This is a genomic window from Bacillus siamensis (assembly GCF_051628075.1).
Taxonomy (GTDB): domain Bacteria; phylum Bacillota; class Bacilli; order Bacillales; family Bacillaceae; genus Bacillus; species Bacillus siamensis.
Map to the genome: position 1 here is coordinate 3,111,103 of NZ_CP155579.1, position 16,199 is coordinate 3,127,301.

Sequence of the window (16,199 nt, forward strand, 5' to 3'; positions counted from 1 at the left end):
AATCAATTGACATCCACTCCGATGTATTTTTTGATGGTTCGTTTCGTTTCAGTATGGCTGCTCCATGCCCATGGGGTAATGCGTTCATATGTAATGATCATTTTTCCTTTCAGCCTTGGGGAGGGAGACTCATTTTTCACCTTCAAAAATGTGGTATTCTTAAAGTCTTGGCCGGCCGTGAAGTCGTTCCACTTTTCTTTGGAAGGCAGCTTTTCCAGCATAAGGCCGAGTTCTATCCCTTGCGTCCGTCCGTGCCGATTTAAGCCGATCACGTTTTTCAGAGAATTATTCGGCCATCTGAGCTCCTCCCCGGCATCAAGAAGATAGATATTCAGGCTGTCTTCTCTCGGATCTTTACTGAAAAACCCCCAGCTTTGCGGATAAATCATAGAAACGGTTTTGGATTGATGTTTGGTTAATTGGATGGCGGAGCTTGGCAGTGCCGCGATAACGGTTAAAAACAAAACGATGATCCAGGCGGCCATGATAAAAAGAAAGAATGAAAACATGCCGGTTTGCTTCTTGTCAGTCAATCGAAACCCTCCTATTGTTTGGAAATTTCATTGACATGATTATACACCATTCAACAGGTAAAATATTGATAAATTAGATTTTTCGGACTAATATACTATTATATGTAAAAAAGGAGTGTTCATATGTTTTTGATGAATGATAAGGTGCTGTGGGGAGCTGTGGCTCTCGCCTTTATTCTGTCGATTGTGTTTTATCCGTTGCTTCCTGCTGATATGGCCATTCACTATGACGTGTCGAACCGTCCGAATACAGCTATTAATAAAACGGCCGGCGTTCTGATTTTACCCGTGCTTATGGTTGTCTGTATGTTATTCAGAAAACGGATCGTCCAGTTATTCCTCGTCGTATACTTTCTGCTGATCGTCCACATCGCGGTGCTGTGGCTGGCACTGTAACAACAATAAAACCGGAGCCTTGAAGGGCTCCGGTTTTCCTTATTTATAAAATACTTTCTCAATGTTGTATTTCGACTGAAGGGTATTGATCGCGTACGTTTCGTAAATTTCCCTTTCCATCGGATCATTGACGACACATACTTCAATTTTATACACTTCGTCCCTGTGATGTTTAACAGGCGACACATTGTCTTCAAAATGCTTTTTGATTCTTTGTCTTAATTTACGGGCTTTCCCGACAAACAGCAGCTCATCATGAATGTTATAAAACATAAAGATGCCGCCTTTGTCTCTCGGAATTCGGTGAAAATCAATGAAACCGTAAATCGCTTTAATCGCCGGTTCATTTTCCGACGGTGACTGCTGCCGTTCCGTAATGGTTACATCAGGAGCAGGAAGGTTTATTTTTATCAAAATGGGTCACGTCCTCTTATTCATTAAAGCTCCATCCTATCATAAGAATGCGCTAAAAGCTAATTTTTATTCAAGCGCCCCGGCCGGATCATAAAGGCTCAAATCAATTTCTGTCTGCTGATCGAGCGCGAGTTTCGCCAGTTCAGCCCCCAGATACGGCCCGCTCGTCAGCCCTGAGGCGCCCAGCCCGTTGGCAACGAGAAGTCCGCTGATATTCGGCAGTCTGCCGATGACGGGTAGAAAACCGGGAGTAAACGGCCGGAAACCGACTCTTGTCTCCATCAAAGTACTGTCTGAAAGCCCCGGCGCCACGGTTAATGCTTTATCAAAAATCTCGCGGAGACCGCCGGCCGTCACCCGCAAATCCATGCCGGTATCGTTTTCATGAGTCGCGCCCGCTACAATCCGGCCGTTTGCAAACGCGAGAATGTATTGATCATTTGGAGGCATGACGACCGGCCAGCCGCCCGTATCCTCATCCTGAAGCTCTAAATGAACGATCTGCGCCTTTTGGTACGATACTGAAAAGCGGATGCCGAGCGGCTCAAGCAGCTCTCTCGCCCAAGCGCCGGCCGTTACGAGAACCTGGTCGGCCAAAAGCGTGCGTTCTGCGGTTTTCACACCGATGACGGCACCGTCCTCTGTCAATATTGACGCCTCTTCATTGTAAACAGCCGCGCCGTGCTTAACGGCAGCGTTTAACAGCGCCTTACGAAGCTCCCTGCCGTTCACCCGGGCCGCACCGCTGATATGAACCGCTCCGTATTCCTCCGACAGCGCAGGAAACAATGCCTTCGTTTCTGCCGGAGTGAGTCTTGTAATGTCACCGATTTCCGGAGCGTCCTCTCTTCTTTTATAAGCTCTTTCCTCCATTTGGCTGAGCTTTTTTTCATCCGTATGGAGACTGACGGCACCGACCTTTTGATAACCGGTGTCCGTTTCTCCGTCGGCTTCAAGCTGCTGTATCAATTGGTTATAATAACGGGCTCCGCCTTTTGCGATCGCATACCATGCCTGATTGCGGCGCTGCGACAGCCACGGGCAGACGATCCCCGCCGCAGCGTCAGTCGCCTGCCCCTTATGTTTCCGGTCAATGACCGTTACATCCGCACCGGCCTTTGCGAGATGATAAGCCGCTGACGCACCGAGAATGCCGGCTCCGATAATGATATAAGACTTCATGTGTAACACCTTTTCTATCTGTTTTGTCTTATTTATTTTAACAAATGGAGCGCCCGGTTCCTACCGGAGTCCTGACAGCAATGATGAGTTTCGAAAACGGAAACGTATAATAAAAGGAATAAGTTCTTGTCCGGAAGCCGTTTTCCTCAAGAAGCTTTCTGTATTGAGACGTATTTTTTATATCTGACACAACCAGTGTTCCGTCAGGTTTCAGCACTCGCGCCATTTCCGCGATCGCCCGTTCCCTCTCTTTTCTGCCTGAAATGTTGTGTACGACAAAATGTGAAATGACAAGGTCAAACGTTTTATCAGGAAACGGCATGTCTTGCGCGAGCCCGTCATACAAAGCAATCTCCGGCGCTCCTTCTGCCCGTCTGTTCTTTTCAAATGCGTCTCTCCCGTTTCCGCCCAGATCCCAGCCTGACCATTTGTCAATCGCTGAGACGTCAGCGCCTTTTTGAGCCGCGGCGATGGCTAACAGCCCCCGTCCCGTCCCAATATCAAGCACCTTCATGTCCGGCTTTAAACCGGAAAGCGCCAGAATACGATGGCGGTGTGAAAGTTGAATGGCCGTTGAATACAAGAGCATCCAAAGTCCGGGCACTAAAAACAAGGCGCCCGTCAGCCAGCCCCAGAAAACAGGAATCATGCCGCATAACGTGCCTGCGGCATAAAGGATCGCAAGTAAGATAAACCCAAACGCCCCATAAGGCGCATCAATTCCGTATCGTGTTGTTATACCGTCAAGCCCTTTCAATATTTATCCAACTAGTATACCATAATATTCAAAAGCCGAAAGGAGAGAGGACAATATGAAACGCGGCATTACCTTTGACATCCCAAATGAATTCGGACAGTTTGCGGCAGATATATTAAAACCATTCCCCATCTCTTCCTATACGTGGTTTATCGGTGATGGAGAGGCGTATACTGAGTTCAAAGAAGACACCGATACAGAGCTGTTTCCGCAAAATCAGCGCATCATTGAGGGTCAAGAACTCCGTCAGCGTCTGGAAGGAAACCTTTATTATATGATTTTTGCTGAATTGAAAGCTTTCCCGAGCGGGATGGTAACGGAAATCAATACGTACGAGGAGTATGTGGAGAGTTCCTGTGAACTTGTGCTTCTCATCGCGGATTGCTCGTATGTAACGTTATATTGCAAAGATCCGGACATGCTCGAGGCTCTTTTTCAGCAGGCTGTACAACGCGGGTTTCACCGCATTGACTATGTTACAGATGAGAATGATGAGAGAACGGAATTTTCTGTCTGATGAAGATGCGTTCTTTTTATGAAGCGTCGGATAGGGCTTATGATTCAAAATTTTGACAAATTCGTGTGTTTTCAACAAAAAATAACCCCCTCATGTATACTGAGTGCGTAACTTACATATGAAAGGGGTATGACAATGAAAATCAGTTTGAAAAAAAAAGCAGGTTTTTGGAAGAAGACGGCGGTTTCATCTCTTATTTTCACCATGTTTTTTACCCTGATGATGAGCGGTACGGTTTTTGCGGCCGGGCTGAATAAGGATCAGAAGCGCCGGGCGGAACAGCTGACCAGCATCTTTGAAAACGGCAAGACGGAAATCCAATACGGCTATGTTGAAGCATTGGATGACGGAAGAGGTTACACCTGCGGCCGGGCCGGCTTTACGACGGCTACCGGAGATGCACTGGAAGTAGTCGAAGTATACACGAAAGCGGTGCCGAATAACAACTTGAAAAAGTATTTGCCTGAATTACGGCGTCTTGCAAAGGACGAGAGCGATGACACCAGCAATCTGAAAGGATTCGCTTCTGCCTGGCGCTCACTTGGCAATGATAAGGCCTTCCGTGCTGCTCAGGATAGGGTAAATGACAGCTTGTATTATCAGCCGGCGATGAAACGTTCAGAGCAAGCCGGACTGAAAACGGCATTAGCAAAAGCGGTGATGTACGATACGGTGATTCAGCACGGCGACGGCGATGATCCAGACTCCTTCTATGCCCTGATTAAACGCACGAACAAAAAAATGGGCGGGTCACCGAAAGACGGAACCGACGAGAAGAAATGGTTAAATAAATTTTTGGATGTACGCTATGATGATCTGATGAATCCGTCAGATGAGGACACCCAGGATGAATGGAGAGAATCGGTTGCCCGTGTCGACGTTTTCCGCGATATTGTCAAAGAGAAGAACTACAATTTAAACGGACCGATTCATGTCCGGTCAAGCGAATACGGAAATTTCACGATTCAATAAAACAAAAAACCCCGCCATGTGGCGGGGTTTTACTATTAACCGATGGAACCTTCCATTTCGAACTTGATCAAACGGTTCATTTCAACTGCGTATTCCATCGGAAGTTCTTTTGTGAACGGCTCGATGAAGCCCATAACGATCATTTCTGTTGCTTCTTCTTCAGAAATACCGCGGCTCATCAAGTAGAAAAGCTGTTCTTCAGAAACTTTTGATACTTTCGCTTCGTGCTCCAATGAAATGTTGTCGTTCAGAATTTCATTGTAAGGGATTGTATCAGAAGTTGATTTGTTATCCATAATGAGCGTATCGCACTCGATGTTTGAACGGGCGCCGTCCGCTTTCCGTCCGAAGTGGACGATTCCGCGGTACGTTACTTTTCCGCCTTGCTTTGAAATCGATTTTGATACGATTGTGGATGACGTATTCGGTGCAAGGTGAATCATTTTCGCACCTGCGTCCTGATGCTGTCCTTTGCCCGCAAGAGCGATAGAAAGCGTCATGCCGCGCGCGCCTTCACCTTTCAGAATGACAGCCGGATATTTCATCGTCAATTTAGAACCGATGTTTCCGTCAACCCATTCCATTGTCGCGTTTTCTTCACAAACCGTACGTTTCGTTACAAGGTTGTAAACGTTGTTCGCCCAGTTTTGGATTGTTGTATAACGGCAGTAGCCGCCTTTTTTGACGATGATTTCAACAACCGCGCTGTGAAGTGAGTTTGTCGTGTACACAGGAGCCGTACAGCCCTCTACGTAATGAACGCTTGCTTCTTCGTCAACGATGATCAGCGTGCGTTCGAACTGGCCCATGTTTTCAGAGTTGATACGGAAGTACGCTTGAAGCGGTGTTTCAACCTTCACGCCTTTTGGCACGTAGATGAAAGATCCGCCGGACCATACAGCTGAGTTCAGCGCCGCAAACTTGTTATCAGTCGGCGGAATGACTTTCGCCCAGTGCTCGCGGAAAATGTCTTCATTTTCTTTCAGCGCGCTGTCTGTGTCTTTGAAGACGATGCCTTGCTCTTCAAGATCTTCTTTCATGTTGTGGTACACAACCTCAGATTCGTACTGTGCAGAAACACCGGCAAGGTATTTTTGCTCAGCTTCAGGAATACCGAGTTTGTCGAATGTCTGTTTAATTTCCTCAGGCACTTCATCCCAAGAACGCTCTGAACGCTCAGACGGTTTTACGTAGTACGTAATTTCGTCAAAGTTTAAAGAGTTTAAATCCCCGCCCCACTGCGGCATCGGCATGTTGTAGAAATGCTCAAGAGATTTCAGGCGGAAATCAAGCATCCATTGAGGCTCTTCTTTCATGCGTGAAATTTCTTCTACGATTTCTTTTGTCAATCCGCGCTCTGAACGGAAAATGGAAACGTCCTTATCGTGAAAACCGTACTTGTATTCACCAATTTCAGGCATTTTTTTAGCCATCCATTTTCACTCCAATCTTTTAATTGCCGCCTTTTTCGCCAGCGACTCCTTTTTCAAGTGCTTTCCATGAAAGGGTGGCACATTTAATCCGGGCCGGGAATTTCGAAACGCCTTGAAGGGCTTCAATATCCCCGAGATCTATTGAGTCGTCATACTCTTTCCCTTGCATCATGTCTGAGAAAATCTTAGACATGGAAAGGGCGGTATCAATATCTTTTCCTTTAATCGCCTGCGTCATCATGGAAGCTGAAGCCATGGAGATGGAGCAGCCTTCCCCTTCAAACTTCGCTTCCTGAACGGTATCGCCGTCAAGCTTCATTGTCAGTCTGATCCGGTCGCCGCAAGTCGGGTTGTTCATATCGACGACGATGCTGTCATCCAAAACCCCTTTGTTGCGCGGATTTTTGTAATGATCCATGATCACTTGTCTGTATAATGTATCTAAATTTGCATTAAAAGACATTTGTAAAGTACTCCTTTGTCTTTTGGAGAGCTTCCGCGAGCTTATCGATCTCTTCCTCTGTATTATACAGATAAAAACTCGCTCTCGCAGTAGCAGATACATCCAGCCATTTCATGAGCGGCTGGGCGCAATGATGGCCGGCTCTGACCGCAATGCCCTCAGCATCAAGGACAGTCGCGACATCATGAGGGTGAACCTCATCAAGGTTAAATGTCACAAGGCCCGCCCGCTCTTTCGGTCCGTATACCGTCACGCCGTCGAGCTGTTCGAAACGGTCAAGCGCATAGGCCGCAAGCTTATGCTCATGCCGGGAAATCTCGTCGAGTCCGACCTCTTCAAGAAAATCAATCGCGGCTCCCAATCCGATTGCGCCTGCGATAATCGGCGTGCCTGCTTCAAACTTCCACGGAAGCTCTTTCCAAGTTGATTCATAAAGCCCTACAAAGTCGATCATCTCGCCGCCAAATTCGGCCGGCTCCATATTCTCAAGCAGTTCTTTCTTGCCATACAGCACGCCGATTCCCGTCGGGCCGCACATTTTATGGGAAGAAAGCGCGAAGAAGTCGCAATCCAGATCCTGAACGTCGATTTTCATGTGCGGTGTGCTCTGCGCTCCGTCCACCACGATGACCGCGCCGTTGTCATGAGCGATTTTGGCGATTTCTTTAATCGGGTTGATCGTGCCGAGCACGTTTGACACATGAGCGACCGCCACGATCTTCGTATGGCTTGTGACCGTCTGCCGGACGTCTTCCAGCGAAAGCGTGCCGTCTTCCTGCATCGGGATATACTTTAAAGTCGCGCCGGTTGCTTTTACAGCCTGCTGCCACGGGATGATATTCGCATGATGCTCCATTTGGGTGATGACCACTTCATCACCTGGTTTTAAGCTGGCGCGGGCATAGCTCAGCGCCACCATATTCAGTGAAGTTGTCGTGCCTTTTGTGAAAATGACCTCAGCCATTGACTTCGCATTGATAAACTTACGGACTTTTTCACGCGCTCCTTCATAGCCGTCTGTCGCTCTTGTGCCAAGAGTATGAACGCCTCTGTGAACATTGGAATTGTATTTGCTGTAATACTGATCCACTGCTTCAATGACTGACCGCGGCTTCTGAGAAGTCGCCGCGCTGTCAAGGTACACGAGGTCATGTCCGTTCACTTGCTGATGAAGGATCGGGAACTGTTCACGAATATCAGTGATATTCATTATTTTACTTTCCTTTCGATGACGGAGACGAGCTGTTTCTTAACTCCTTCAATCGGAAGTTCTTTTACCACCGGAGCAAGGAATCCGTAAATGACTAAGCGTTCTGCTTCTTCTTTCGCAATTCCCCGGCTCATCAGGTAGTAAAGCTGAATAGGGTCCACACGGCCGACAGATGCCGCATGTCCTGCAGTTACATCGTCTTCATCAATTAACAGAATCGGGTTTGCGTCGCCTCGTGCTTTTTCACTCAGCATCAAGACGCGGGATTCCTGTTCAGCGTTTGCTTTAGACGCGCCGTGCTCAATTTTGCCGATGCCGTTAAAGATGGAAGATGCGGCATCTTTCATGACTCCGTGCTTCAGAATATAGCCTTCTGAAGCTTTACCGAAGTGGATGATCTGCGTCGTAAAGTTTTCCGTCTGTTCTCCTCTTCCGACAACCACGGTTTTCGTATCGCCGTATGTGCCGTCTCCGTAGAGGTTTGTTGTGTTTTCAGAAATCGTGTCGCCGTCGTTCATCAGACCGAGCGCCCACTCGATTTTGCTGTCGCGTCCGCGCGCGGCTCCGCGGCGGTTGACGTATGTTGTGACGCCTGCTGACAAGTTGTCAACGGCACCGTACGTCACGCTGGCATTATCACCTGTGATCACTTCACTGATAATGTTGAATACAGCTTCTTTCGGATTCACCGTGCTGATATAGTTCTCAACGTAAGTGAAGGAGCTGTGGTCTTCAGCGACGATCAGCACGTGGTTGAACAATGCCGTGTCATTGCTTTCATGAACGTAAACGGCCTGAACAGGCGTCTCCACCTGAACGTTTTTAGGAACATAAAGGAATGCTCCGCCGTTCATTAATGCCGCATGAAGCGCAGTCAGTTTATGCTCGTCGACCTTTACTCCGTCTTTCATGAAGTATTTCTCAACGAGGTCGCTGTGCTCACGGGCAGCCGTTAAGATGTCCGTGAAAATAACGCCTTTGTCTTTCAGCTCTTTAGAGAGAGACAGGAATGCAGGCGTTTGGTCACGCTGCACATATAACGTTTTGTCTTCGTTTTCGATATCGATCAGCGCTTTTGCTTCATCAGCTAAATCTTCCAAAGAAGCAAGCGGCGCGTTTTCTACTGTATGCTTGTTGAACTTTGTAAAGTTCCAATTTGTGATTTTTGTTTTATCAGGCTTAGGCAGCGGCAGATCTTCAGCTTTTTCAAGAGCCTGTAAGCGCAGGTTTTTCAGCCAGGCAGGTTCTTGATGCTTTTCGGAAAAGCCTTTGACATATTCCTGATCTACGGATAGTTTCGTTTCCAATGTCATGTTAATCCCCCTAACGCTTACGCTTCTTGACCTACAGTTTCGTCTTCAATGCCGAGTTCTTGTTTAATCCAGTCATAACCTTCCGCTTCAAGGCGCTGTGCAAGCTCCGCACCGCCTGATTTCACAACGCGTCCCTGCATCATAACGTGAACGACATCCGGCGTGATGTAGTTCAGAAGGCGCTGATAGTGAGTGATCATTAAGCAGCCGAAGTTTTCGCTGCGCATTTTGTTGATTCCTTTAGAAACGACTTTAAGCGCATCGATATCAAGACCTGAATCGATCTCGTCAAGAATGGCGATTTTCGGCTCGATCATCATAAGCTGAAGGATTTCGTTGCGTTTTTTCTCCCCGCCTGAGAAACCTTCGTTCAGGTAACGCTGCGCCATTTCAGGGTCCATTTCAAGGAACTCCATGTTTTCGTCCATTTTGCGGATGAATTTCATAAGAGAAATTTCATCGCCTTCTTCGCGGCGTGCGTTAATCGCAGAGCGAAGGAAGTCGGCATTCGTCACACCGCTGATTTCACTTGGGTACTGCATCGCAAGGAAAAGACCCGCCTGAGCGCGCTCGTCCACTTCCATTTCCAGTACATCCTTGCCGTCAAGCGTGATGCTGCCTTTAGTGACTTCGTATTTCGGATGTCCCATAATCGCTGCAGAAAGCGTTGATTTACCGGTACCGTTCGGCCCCATGACAGCGTGGAATTCGCCGCCTTTTATTTCAAGGTTTACACCTTTTAAGATCTCTTTTCCTTCGATTTCAACGTGAAGATCCTTGATCGTTAATGTTGAAGCAGCCATATCTATACCTCCAAAAATATATAATCATTATTCTCAATTTATTCTCATTCTAATTTTATAACAAATGAAAAGTAAATACAACTTTTTATATTACCCGGAACATTCCTAAAGTTTATCAAAGATCAGGGTGTAATTAAAGCTGTTTAAAACAGAAAAAGGGCGGAATTCCACCCTTTTTTACTGACCGATTTTCTCATTAAGCTGCGCTGCGAGGAACTTGCTTTTTTGGTACTCAAGCTCCCTCTGCCGTTCGACTTCCATCCTTTTTGAAAGACGCCGTCCGTATTCCTCGTAGCCGATGCCGTGTGACTTCTGCATCGCTTTTTCCATTTCAGGCGTATAGTCAAGGTCCAGTCTCTCGTGGCTGGTGCAGATAATGAATCAATCCCTTCATATATTTGCTTCTATTGTAACAATGATCCTCTGCTCCGGCCAAAGGGAGTGTGCCCCTGAATCCTTTCGAATGTGCCGATAACCGGCGCTGGCTTTATCTGAAAAACGGTATTCATACGATTGCTCTTTCTAATGCGTTGTATGCCCGAATTCCTGAATGCACTGCTGCACGAGGGTTACTCCCTGACTGAGGGCCGCGCCTCCCCCGAATGCCGCCGCGACGCTGATGACCTCAAGGATGTTTTCCTCTGTCGCACCCTGATCAAGACAGCCTTTCGTGTGATAAATCATGCAAAATTCATCTTGAGCGCTGATGCTGATGCCCAGAGCGATTAATTGTTTCTCTTTTTCAGTTAATGAATCCGCTGAAAAACACTGTTCAGTAAATTCATTAAACTTCCGCCCCATCATCGGCATTTTTTGCTCGAATATGCCTAAACCTTCTTTATATTGTTTCAATGCGTCATGCACGCTTTTTCCGTTATCCTGGTATTGAGCCACTGCCATTCCCTCCAATCGTTAACCTTCCTTTTTATTATGGACAGTTCTCCGATTAATACCCGAAAAAAACCCCGGATGATCCATCCGGGGTTTTTGCTTTATTCAGATACAGGAAGCACGGCTCCGTCGTATTTTTTCTCAATAAAGTCTTTGATTTTCTTAGAGTGAAGCACTTCCATAAGCGCTTTGATTTTCGCTGATTTTTCGTCGCCTTTTCGCACAGCGATGATGTTTGCGTACGGGTTGTTTTTCGTTGATTCTACTTGAATCGCATCTTTTAACGGATTCAGTTTGTTTTGAATCGCATAGTTGACGTTAATGAAGACTGCATCGCCTTCTTCTTCATTATATGCTTTCGCCGTTAATTCAGGGGCGATTTTTTTGAATGTCAGGTCTTTCGGGTTTTTCGTAATGTTTTTCGTAGTGGCGTCAATCGTTTTTACCTTCGGATCAAGTGTAATCAGTCCGGCTTTTTCAAGCATTGCCAGCATACGGCCTTGTTCAGCGACGTTGTTTGTCATGATGATGGTCGCGCCTTTAGGCAGGTCTTTCAGTGATTTGTATTTTTTCGTATAAATACCGAACGGCTCAAGGTGAACGGCTCCGGCATTCACGAGTTTGTAATCTTTATTTTCTTTCATTTCCTGTTCAAGGTAAGGAACATGCTGGAAGTAGTTCGCATCCACTTCATTATCAGCTAACGCTTTGTTGTACATTTTGTAATCGTTCAGCACTTTTACTTTTAATGTGTAGCCTTTTTCCTTCAGGAGCGGCTCCGCTTCTTTTAAGATTTCAGCGTGCGGCGTCTTTGTCGCAGCGACGACGATTTCCTTTTTATTTGATCCGTTTGATCCGCAGGCGGCCAAAACTCCCGCGAACACAAGCAGCAGCGCACTTAGTACAATCTTTTTCAATGTAAATCCTCCCTTATCTTTTGTCTATTATATTTGTAATCACATCACCGATGATTTGAATGATAAAGACGATGATGAGTATAAATACAGTTGCTACAAACGTTACATCCGTATTATTGGACTGGTACCCCTCTACATATGCAAGGTTTCCGAGTCCGCCTGAGCCGATGGCGCCGGCAATGGCGGTAGATCCGATCAGGGCGATGGCTGTAACGGTGATGCCCGAAATTAACGCAGGCATTGATTCAGGAATCAGCACTTTGAAGATAATCGTCGATGTCTTTGCTCCCATTGATCTGGCAGCTTCGATGACTCCTTTATCGACCTCACGCAGCGCAATTTCAACAAGCCGGGCATAAAACGGCGCGGAGCCGATAATCAGCGCAGGCAATGCGGCGTTCGGCCCTAAAATCGAGCCGACTAAAATCTTAGTAAAGCCGAGAAGCAGAATAATTAAAATAAGAAACGGAATAGACCTGAAAATATTAACGACCGCCGCAATCACGGTGTTAATGATTTTATTTTCCCATAAGCTTCCCTTGCCCGTTAAAAAGAGCAGAAGACCGAGTATCGCTCCGATGACAAATGAAAAGACTAAGGCGATGACCGTCATATAAAGGGTCTCGTATGTGGCCGTCCACAGCTCGGTTAAATCAACGTTCGGGAACCATTTTTCAAACATTTGTGATCACCTCTGCTTCTACCTGTTTGTCTTTGATGAACCGGATCACGTTTTCTACTTCTTTTTCCTGACCGTCAATATGGATGAATAAAGAACCGTAGGCTCCGTCCTTCGTCTGTGAGATTTTCCCCTGCAGAATATTGACGTCCACCTCAAAGTTTCGGATCATCTCCGTAATGAGGGGCTGCTCGGCGGCCTGCCCGACAAATGAAAGCTGAATCGTTTTTCCTGTCGCGGTTTCCTGCAGAAAATGCTGGATGGTTTCTTTCGTCTCCTCCGGTTCTGTCACCTGCTGAACGAAACGCTTGGTCATCGGTTCGCGCGGGTTTCTGAAAACTTGGAGCACTTCGCCTTCTTCAACGACTTTCCCGTTTTCCATAACGGCGACTCTGTTGCAGATTTTTCGGATGACGTGCATTTCATGGGTAATGAGCACGATCGTCAGACCGAGTCTGTCATTTATATCGGATAAAAGATCCAAAATTGAATCGGTCGTCTGCGGGTCGAGCGCTGATGTCGCTTCATCGCACAGAAGGACTTTCGGATTATTGGCGAGCGCCCGGGCGATGCCGACACGCTGCTTTTGACCGCCGCTCAGCTGTGACGGATAAGACTTTTCTTTCCCCTCTAATCCGACCAGTTTAATCAGCTCATCGGCGCGGCGGACCCGTTCGCTTTTTTTCACACCGGCGATTTCCAGCGGAAACATAATGTTCTCCCGGACGGTGCGCGACCACAAAAGGTTAAAATGCTGGAAAATCATGCTGATTTCCTGACGCGCTTTTCTCAGCCCGCGGCTGCTTACTTTATTTAATTCCGTCCCTGCAACTTCCACGATGCCTGACGTCGGCTTTTCAAGGCCGTTCAAAAGACGGATTAAGGAACTTTTACCAGCTCCGCTATATCCTATAATTCCAAATATTTCGCCCTTTTTGATATCAAGAGTGACATCTTGGACAGCATTGACATCCCCATGCTTCGCTTTATAAATTTTTGAAACATTTTGAAGATGGATCAAAGCAATCACCTGCCTTACACTATTCTAAGAAATCTTCCGGTTTTCTACGCAAAAGAAAAGCCTTTCTGCAAAAATGAGCAGAAAGGCTTATTGAAAAAGGCCTTTCTCTCATCTTTCAAAGCAGACCGCTTTGAGTGAATTGGCACCATTTCAACATCGTTGATGGTTGCCGGGCTTCATAGGGCACTTCCCTCCACCTCTCTTGATAAGAGAAAACATATCGTATTTTCGTCCGGAAATTCTTACTGTAGAATAGCACGGCGAATGATAAAAAGTCAATAAAATAAATAATGGAAGCTATTGTCACATAGTAGATTGGCAGTTTACGGCTGTTTGCTGATCGTCTGAAAAAATCCGTTTGTCAGCCAGAGGATGGCCTCCAGCTTCAGCAGGGCCCGGAATGATCCTTTCACTTTGAGTTTTCCGCTTTGGATGAGCTTCTGCAAAGAGACATCACCGTGCAGGAGATGGATGATTTCCGCCTGGTTTCCGTAAAAGGTCAAATTAGATTTTTCCTTTGAAACTGACGTTTTTCTCATTTCTCCCTGTCCGTTAATTGAGACCGTTAAGGCTTCTTTTTCTCCCTGGAATGTAATCAGCAGCGTTGAGGCGTTTAATAGCGGTTTCAAAAACAGATGCTGTCCGTCATTCTCCAAAACTTCTATTTTCTCCACTCGTATAACCTCCCGTTTTAATGGCCATACATACACTTTCTCTTTTTAACGGACAGAACCCTTTATAAACCGCACGACATTTTCCTGTAAAAATTGTCACATCGGGAACGTTTGCGATGTTTTTTGTTTAATCAGCTCATATAAATAGGAAACGGAGCGGAAGGCGTATCCTTTCTCAACAAGTTCTCCGCCTTTAAACAGCAAAAAGCACGGAACGCTTTCAATCTGATAGGCTTTGGCGAATGCGGGGGAATAATTCACGTTGTTTTTATAGAAGGCGGTGCCGGGCAGCATTTCTTCGACGACAGAAAGCATCTTGGACGCCAGCTGGCATGTGCCGCAAAACGGGGTGTACAAATACAGGAGATAGACGTCATCCTGAATCAATTCGAGTTCATTTTCTTGGAGTTCTTTCATTTTGATTATCACCTCAGGTCGTTCTTTTTCAAAAATACAGGGTCTGCATCAAGGCCGGCTCTGATCAGCACAGATGCGAGATGATGGCCCGGGCACGACTCGACTTGCCTGTATGTTCTGTCTATATAGATATGGCGCGCTTCGGGAAGCTCCCGTTTCAGCTGTTTTCTTAATTTTTCTCCGGATTCATCTGCGTCCGTTAATATAAAGACGTCTCTGTCAAACAGGCGGTCCGCCAAATCTTCCAGTTCGGTTTGGCCGATCGTCCCGTTTGTACAGACGATTTCCGCGGGTTCGATGAGCACTTCTCTGACTTTGATTTTATCCGATTTCCCTTCTACGATGATCACCTTTTCATCTTCGTTGTTCATAAGCATCACCTGCCGATTGTTTTAGCGTCAGATTAAAAAAGAAGGCAGTGAAATTCACCGCCAACTGTTAACACCAGCCGTTCTCATAATCGCAATCCACATATTTCGGATCACTGCCGTTTATGACATCGGCTGTTTTATAAAATTTTTGATTCTCAAATGAAAAGCCCTGTTTGAGCTCGTACTGGTTCATGCCTGTCATCTCGCCGATGGCTTCATTTTCATGAAACAAGGAAAACCTGCCGTTTTGAAAGCGGCCCGTGACGTTTTCCGTCACATCGACCTTTTGTTTATCAAAAGCCATATTAGACACCTCCCGTTACAGATAGAATGTCCAAATGGCCCTTTTGCTATCCGATCAGTCTTCCTGTGTCATTTCGTCATATTGCTCGGAAGTCATGAGGTTTTCGATTTCTTCAGCATCAGCCGGTTCTACGACGATCATCCACGCTTTTTCATATGGAGACTCGTTTACGAATTCAGGGCTGTCATCAAGGTCTTCGTTCACTTCCGTCACCGTTCCGTTAATCGGTGCGTACAATTCGGATACGGTTTTGACGGATTCTACGCTGCCGAATGGCTCGTCCGCTTTAATTTCAGCGCCGACTTCCGGAAGCTCGACAAATACGATATCGCCAAGTTCGGCTTGCGCGAAATGTGTAATCCCGATACGGGCTTTTCCGTCCTCAACTTTGACCCATTCGTGCTCTTTGGAATAACGCATATCTTTCGGTGTGCTCATCTAAATCCCTCCAATTTTTTCTTATAATAAGAAGATACCATAATTCTTAGAACGCGGCATTACATCCAATATTTTTCGAATTGGTCTTCTTTGAAGCCGACGGTGACTTTTTCGCCGTCTGTCGTAATCGGGCGTTTCAGGAGCATACCGTCAGATGCCAGAAGGTCAAGCTGTTCATCCTCTGACATGTGATACAGTTTTTCCTTTAGGTTCAGCTCGCGGTATTTCATGCCGCTCGTGTTGAAAAACTTTCTCAGCTCAAGTCCGCTCTTTTCATAGAGGTCTTTAATTTCTTCTTTCGACGGAGTTTCCTCCACAATATGTATTTCGTTTATTTCCTTACCGCGGTCTTCCAGCCATTTTTTCGCATTACGGCACGTTCCGCATTTAGGGTACCAGTAAAAATTTAACGACATCTTCTTCACCCCTTGTAAATGATCGTCGTTATTTTAACACAATCACTTGTAAAAACCTATAACGTTGCTTCATGAAAA

Annotated in this window: 23 protein-coding genes and 1 riboswitch; of the genes, 3 read left to right on the forward strand and 20 right to left on the reverse strand. The window is 46.3% G+C overall.

The window, feature by feature from the left end; genetic code table 11:
* Positions 1-2 precede the first annotated feature (2 nt).
* Positions 3-533: an SdpA family antimicrobial peptide system protein gene (locus ABDB98_RS15350; RefSeq protein ID WP_438420588.1), complete on the reverse strand. Its 531-nt coding sequence runs from the start codon at positions 531-533 to the stop codon at positions 3-5.
* Positions 534-656: 123 nt separating this feature from the next.
* Between ABDB98_RS15350 and ABDB98_RS15355 the strand changes: the two genes are divergently transcribed.
* Positions 657-929 (forward strand): DUF1648 domain-containing protein, encoded by a 273-nt coding sequence (locus tag ABDB98_RS15355; protein ID WP_060964347.1) that lies wholly within the window; start codon positions 657-659, stop codon positions 927-929.
* A gap of 39 nt (positions 930-968) precedes the next feature.
* On the opposite strand, the gene ABDB98_RS15360 is transcribed toward ABDB98_RS15355, so the two are convergent.
* The 3 genes from ABDB98_RS15360 to ABDB98_RS15370 all read right to left on the reverse strand — a co-directional run bounded on the left by ABDB98_RS15360 (position 969) and on the right by ABDB98_RS15370 (position 3,264).
* Positions 969-1,343, reverse strand: coding sequence for a nucleotide excision repair endonuclease (locus ABDB98_RS15360; protein WP_003151888.1), 375 nt, complete (start codon positions 1,341-1,343; stop codon positions 969-971).
* A 66-nt stretch (positions 1,344-1,409) separates the two neighbouring features.
* Positions 1,410-2,525: an NAD(P)/FAD-dependent oxidoreductase gene (locus tag ABDB98_RS15365; RefSeq protein WP_438420589.1), complete on the reverse strand. Its 1,116-nt coding sequence runs from the start codon at positions 2,523-2,525 to the stop codon at positions 1,410-1,412.
* Between the two features lie 37 nt (positions 2,526-2,562).
* A complete protein-coding gene (locus ABDB98_RS15370; RefSeq protein ID WP_438422154.1) occupies positions 2,563-3,264 on the reverse strand; it encodes a class I SAM-dependent methyltransferase in 702 nt (233 codons plus the stop codon).
* 73 nt (positions 3,265-3,337) lie between these two features.
* On the opposite strand from ABDB98_RS15370, the gene ABDB98_RS15375 reads away from it, so the two are divergent.
* Both ABDB98_RS15375 and csn read left to right on the forward strand, forming a co-directional pair.
* Positions 3,338-3,799: a DUF2691 family protein gene (locus ABDB98_RS15375; RefSeq protein WP_438420590.1), complete on the forward strand. Its 462-nt coding sequence runs from the start codon at positions 3,338-3,340 to the stop codon at positions 3,797-3,799.
* Between the two features lie 135 nt (positions 3,800-3,934).
* A complete protein-coding gene (gene csn / locus ABDB98_RS15380; RefSeq protein WP_438420591.1) occupies positions 3,935-4,771 on the forward strand; it encodes a chitosanase in 837 nt (278 codons plus the stop codon).
* A gap of 35 nt (positions 4,772-4,806) precedes the next feature.
* On the opposite strand, the gene sufB is transcribed toward csn, so the two are convergent.
* The 16 genes from sufB to ABDB98_RS15460 all read right to left on the reverse strand — a co-directional run bounded on the left by sufB (position 4,807) and on the right by ABDB98_RS15460 (position 16,121).
* Positions 4,807-6,204, reverse strand: a complete 1,398-nt coding sequence (gene sufB, locus ABDB98_RS15385; protein ID WP_007410090.1) for a Fe-S cluster assembly protein SufB — start codon at positions 6,202-6,204, stop codon at positions 4,807-4,809.
* 19 nt (positions 6,205-6,223) lie between these two features.
* Positions 6,224-6,667: a Fe-S cluster assembly sulfur transfer protein SufU gene (gene sufU, locus ABDB98_RS15390; RefSeq protein ID WP_003151877.1), complete on the reverse strand. Its 444-nt coding sequence runs from the start codon at positions 6,665-6,667 to the stop codon at positions 6,224-6,226.
* A complete protein-coding gene (sufS, locus tag ABDB98_RS15395; RefSeq protein ID WP_045926011.1) occupies positions 6,657-7,877 on the reverse strand; it encodes a cysteine desulfurase SufS in 1,221 nt (406 codons plus the stop codon). The genes sufU and sufS overlap by 11 nt, the downstream gene beginning before the upstream one ends.
* A complete protein-coding gene (sufD, locus tag ABDB98_RS15400; RefSeq protein WP_438420592.1) occupies positions 7,877-9,190 on the reverse strand; it encodes a Fe-S cluster assembly protein SufD in 1,314 nt (437 codons plus the stop codon). The genes sufS and sufD overlap by 1 nt, the downstream gene beginning before the upstream one ends.
* 17 nt (positions 9,191-9,207) lie before the next feature.
* Positions 9,208-9,993: a Fe-S cluster assembly ATPase SufC gene (gene sufC / locus ABDB98_RS15405; protein ID WP_003151872.1), complete on the reverse strand. Its 786-nt coding sequence runs from the start codon at positions 9,991-9,993 to the stop codon at positions 9,208-9,210.
* A 177-nt stretch (positions 9,994-10,170) separates the two neighbouring features.
* Complete coding sequence (locus ABDB98_RS15410; RefSeq protein ID WP_003151857.1) at positions 10,171-10,323, reverse strand: hypothetical protein; 153 nt, start codon at positions 10,321-10,323, stop codon at positions 10,171-10,173.
* Between the two features lie 192 nt (positions 10,324-10,515).
* Positions 10,516-10,893: a carboxymuconolactone decarboxylase family protein gene (locus tag ABDB98_RS15415; protein ID WP_031306536.1), complete on the reverse strand. Its 378-nt coding sequence runs from the start codon at positions 10,891-10,893 to the stop codon at positions 10,516-10,518.
* Positions 10,894-10,985: 92 nt separating this feature from the next.
* Positions 10,986-11,801, reverse strand: coding sequence for a methionine ABC transporter substrate-binding lipoprotein MetQ (metQ, locus tag ABDB98_RS15420; protein ID WP_060964332.1), 816 nt, complete (start codon positions 11,799-11,801; stop codon positions 10,986-10,988).
* 13 nt (positions 11,802-11,814) lie between these two features.
* Complete coding sequence (locus ABDB98_RS15425; protein WP_016938009.1) at positions 11,815-12,483, reverse strand: methionine ABC transporter permease; 669 nt, start codon at positions 12,481-12,483, stop codon at positions 11,815-11,817.
* Positions 12,476-13,501, reverse strand: a complete 1,026-nt coding sequence (gene metN, locus ABDB98_RS15430) for a methionine ABC transporter ATP-binding protein MetN (RefSeq protein ID WP_438420593.1) — start codon at positions 13,499-13,501, stop codon at positions 12,476-12,478. The genes ABDB98_RS15425 and metN overlap by 8 nt, the downstream gene beginning before the upstream one ends.
* A 105-nt stretch (positions 13,502-13,606) precedes the next feature.
* Positions 13,607-13,713: riboswitch (SAM riboswitch) on the reverse strand.
* A gap of 111 nt (positions 13,714-13,824) precedes the next feature.
* On the reverse strand, positions 13,825-14,175 hold the full coding sequence (locus ABDB98_RS15435; protein WP_438420594.1) for an SCP2 sterol-binding domain-containing protein: 351 nt from the start codon (positions 14,173-14,175) through the stop codon (positions 13,825-13,827).
* Between the two features lie 96 nt (positions 14,176-14,271).
* Positions 14,272-14,592 (reverse strand): thioredoxin family protein, encoded by a 321-nt coding sequence (locus ABDB98_RS15440; protein ID WP_016938005.1) that lies wholly within the window; start codon positions 14,590-14,592, stop codon positions 14,272-14,274.
* Between the two features lie 8 nt (positions 14,593-14,600).
* Positions 14,601-14,963 carry a toprim domain-containing protein gene (locus tag ABDB98_RS15445; RefSeq protein ID WP_438420595.1) on the reverse strand — a complete coding sequence of 121 codons (363 nt, stop codon included), beginning with the start codon at positions 14,961-14,963 and terminating at the stop codon, positions 14,601-14,603.
* 67 nt (positions 14,964-15,030) lie between these two features.
* Complete coding sequence (locus ABDB98_RS15450) at positions 15,031-15,267, reverse strand: YusG family protein (protein ID WP_016938003.1); 237 nt, start codon at positions 15,265-15,267, stop codon at positions 15,031-15,033.
* A gap of 54 nt (positions 15,268-15,321) precedes the next feature.
* Positions 15,322-15,705 carry a glycine cleavage system protein GcvH gene (gene gcvH / locus ABDB98_RS15455; RefSeq protein ID WP_003151844.1) on the reverse strand — a complete coding sequence of 128 codons (384 nt, stop codon included), beginning with the start codon at positions 15,703-15,705 and terminating at the stop codon, positions 15,322-15,324.
* A 59-nt stretch (positions 15,706-15,764) separates the two neighbouring features.
* Complete coding sequence (locus ABDB98_RS15460) at positions 15,765-16,121, reverse strand: arsenate reductase family protein (protein WP_049627325.1); 357 nt, start codon at positions 16,119-16,121, stop codon at positions 15,765-15,767.
* Between the last annotated feature and the right edge of the window lie 78 nt (positions 16,122-16,199).

Bases quoted from the DNA above. Each gene is read 5' to 3' on its own strand.
- sufD (WP_438420592.1), bottom strand. From the start codon at position 9,190: ATGACATTGGAAACGAAACTATCCGTAGATCAGGAATATGTCAAAGGC.
- gcvH (WP_003151844.1), bottom strand. From the start codon at position 15,705: ATGAGCACACCGAAAGATATGCGTTATTCCAAAGAGCACGAATGGGTC.
- ABDB98_RS15460 (WP_049627325.1), bottom strand. From the start codon at position 16,121: ATGTCGTTAAATTTTTACTGGTACCCTAAATGCGGAACGTGCCGTAAT.
- sufS (WP_045926011.1), bottom strand. From the start codon at position 7,877: ATGAATATCACTGATATTCGTGAACAGTTCCCGATCCTTCATCAGCAA.
- ABDB98_RS15445 (WP_438420595.1), bottom strand. From the start codon at position 14,963: ATGAACAACGAAGATGAAAAGGTGATCATCGTAGAAGGGAAATCGGAT.
- csn (WP_438420591.1), top strand. From the start codon at position 3,935: ATGAAAATCAGTTTGAAAAAAAAAGCAGGTTTTTGGAAGAAGACGGCG.
- ABDB98_RS15450 (WP_016938003.1), bottom strand. From the start codon at position 15,267: ATGGCTTTTGATAAACAAAAGGTCGATGTGACGGAAAACGTCACGGGC.
- sufB (WP_007410090.1), bottom strand. From the start codon at position 6,204: ATGGCTAAAAAAATGCCTGAAATTGGTGAATACAAGTACGGTTTTCAC.
- ABDB98_RS15355 (WP_060964347.1), top strand. From the start codon at position 657: ATGTTTTTGATGAATGATAAGGTGCTGTGGGGAGCTGTGGCTCTCGCC.
- ABDB98_RS15375 (WP_438420590.1), top strand. From the start codon at position 3,338: ATGAAACGCGGCATTACCTTTGACATCCCAAATGAATTCGGACAGTTT.
- ABDB98_RS15440 (WP_016938005.1), bottom strand. From the start codon at position 14,592: ATGAAAGAACTCCAAGAAAATGAACTCGAATTGATTCAGGATGACGTC.
- sufU (WP_003151877.1), bottom strand. From the start codon at position 6,667: ATGTCTTTTAATGCAAATTTAGATACATTATACAGACAAGTGATCATG.
- ABDB98_RS15410 (WP_003151857.1), bottom strand. From the start codon at position 10,323: ATGGAAAAAGCGATGCAGAAGTCACACGGCATCGGCTACGAGGAATAC.
- ABDB98_RS15365 (WP_438420589.1), bottom strand. From the start codon at position 2,525: ATGAAGTCTTATATCATTATCGGAGCCGGCATTCTCGGTGCGTCAGCG.
- ABDB98_RS15425 (WP_016938009.1), bottom strand. From the start codon at position 12,483: ATGTTTGAAAAATGGTTCCCGAACGTTGATTTAACCGAGCTGTGGACG.
- sufC (WP_003151872.1), bottom strand. From the start codon at position 9,993: ATGGCTGCTTCAACATTAACGATCAAGGATCTTCACGTTGAAATCGAA.
- ABDB98_RS15415 (WP_031306536.1), bottom strand. From the start codon at position 10,893: ATGGCAGTGGCTCAATACCAGGATAACGGAAAAAGCGTGCATGACGCA.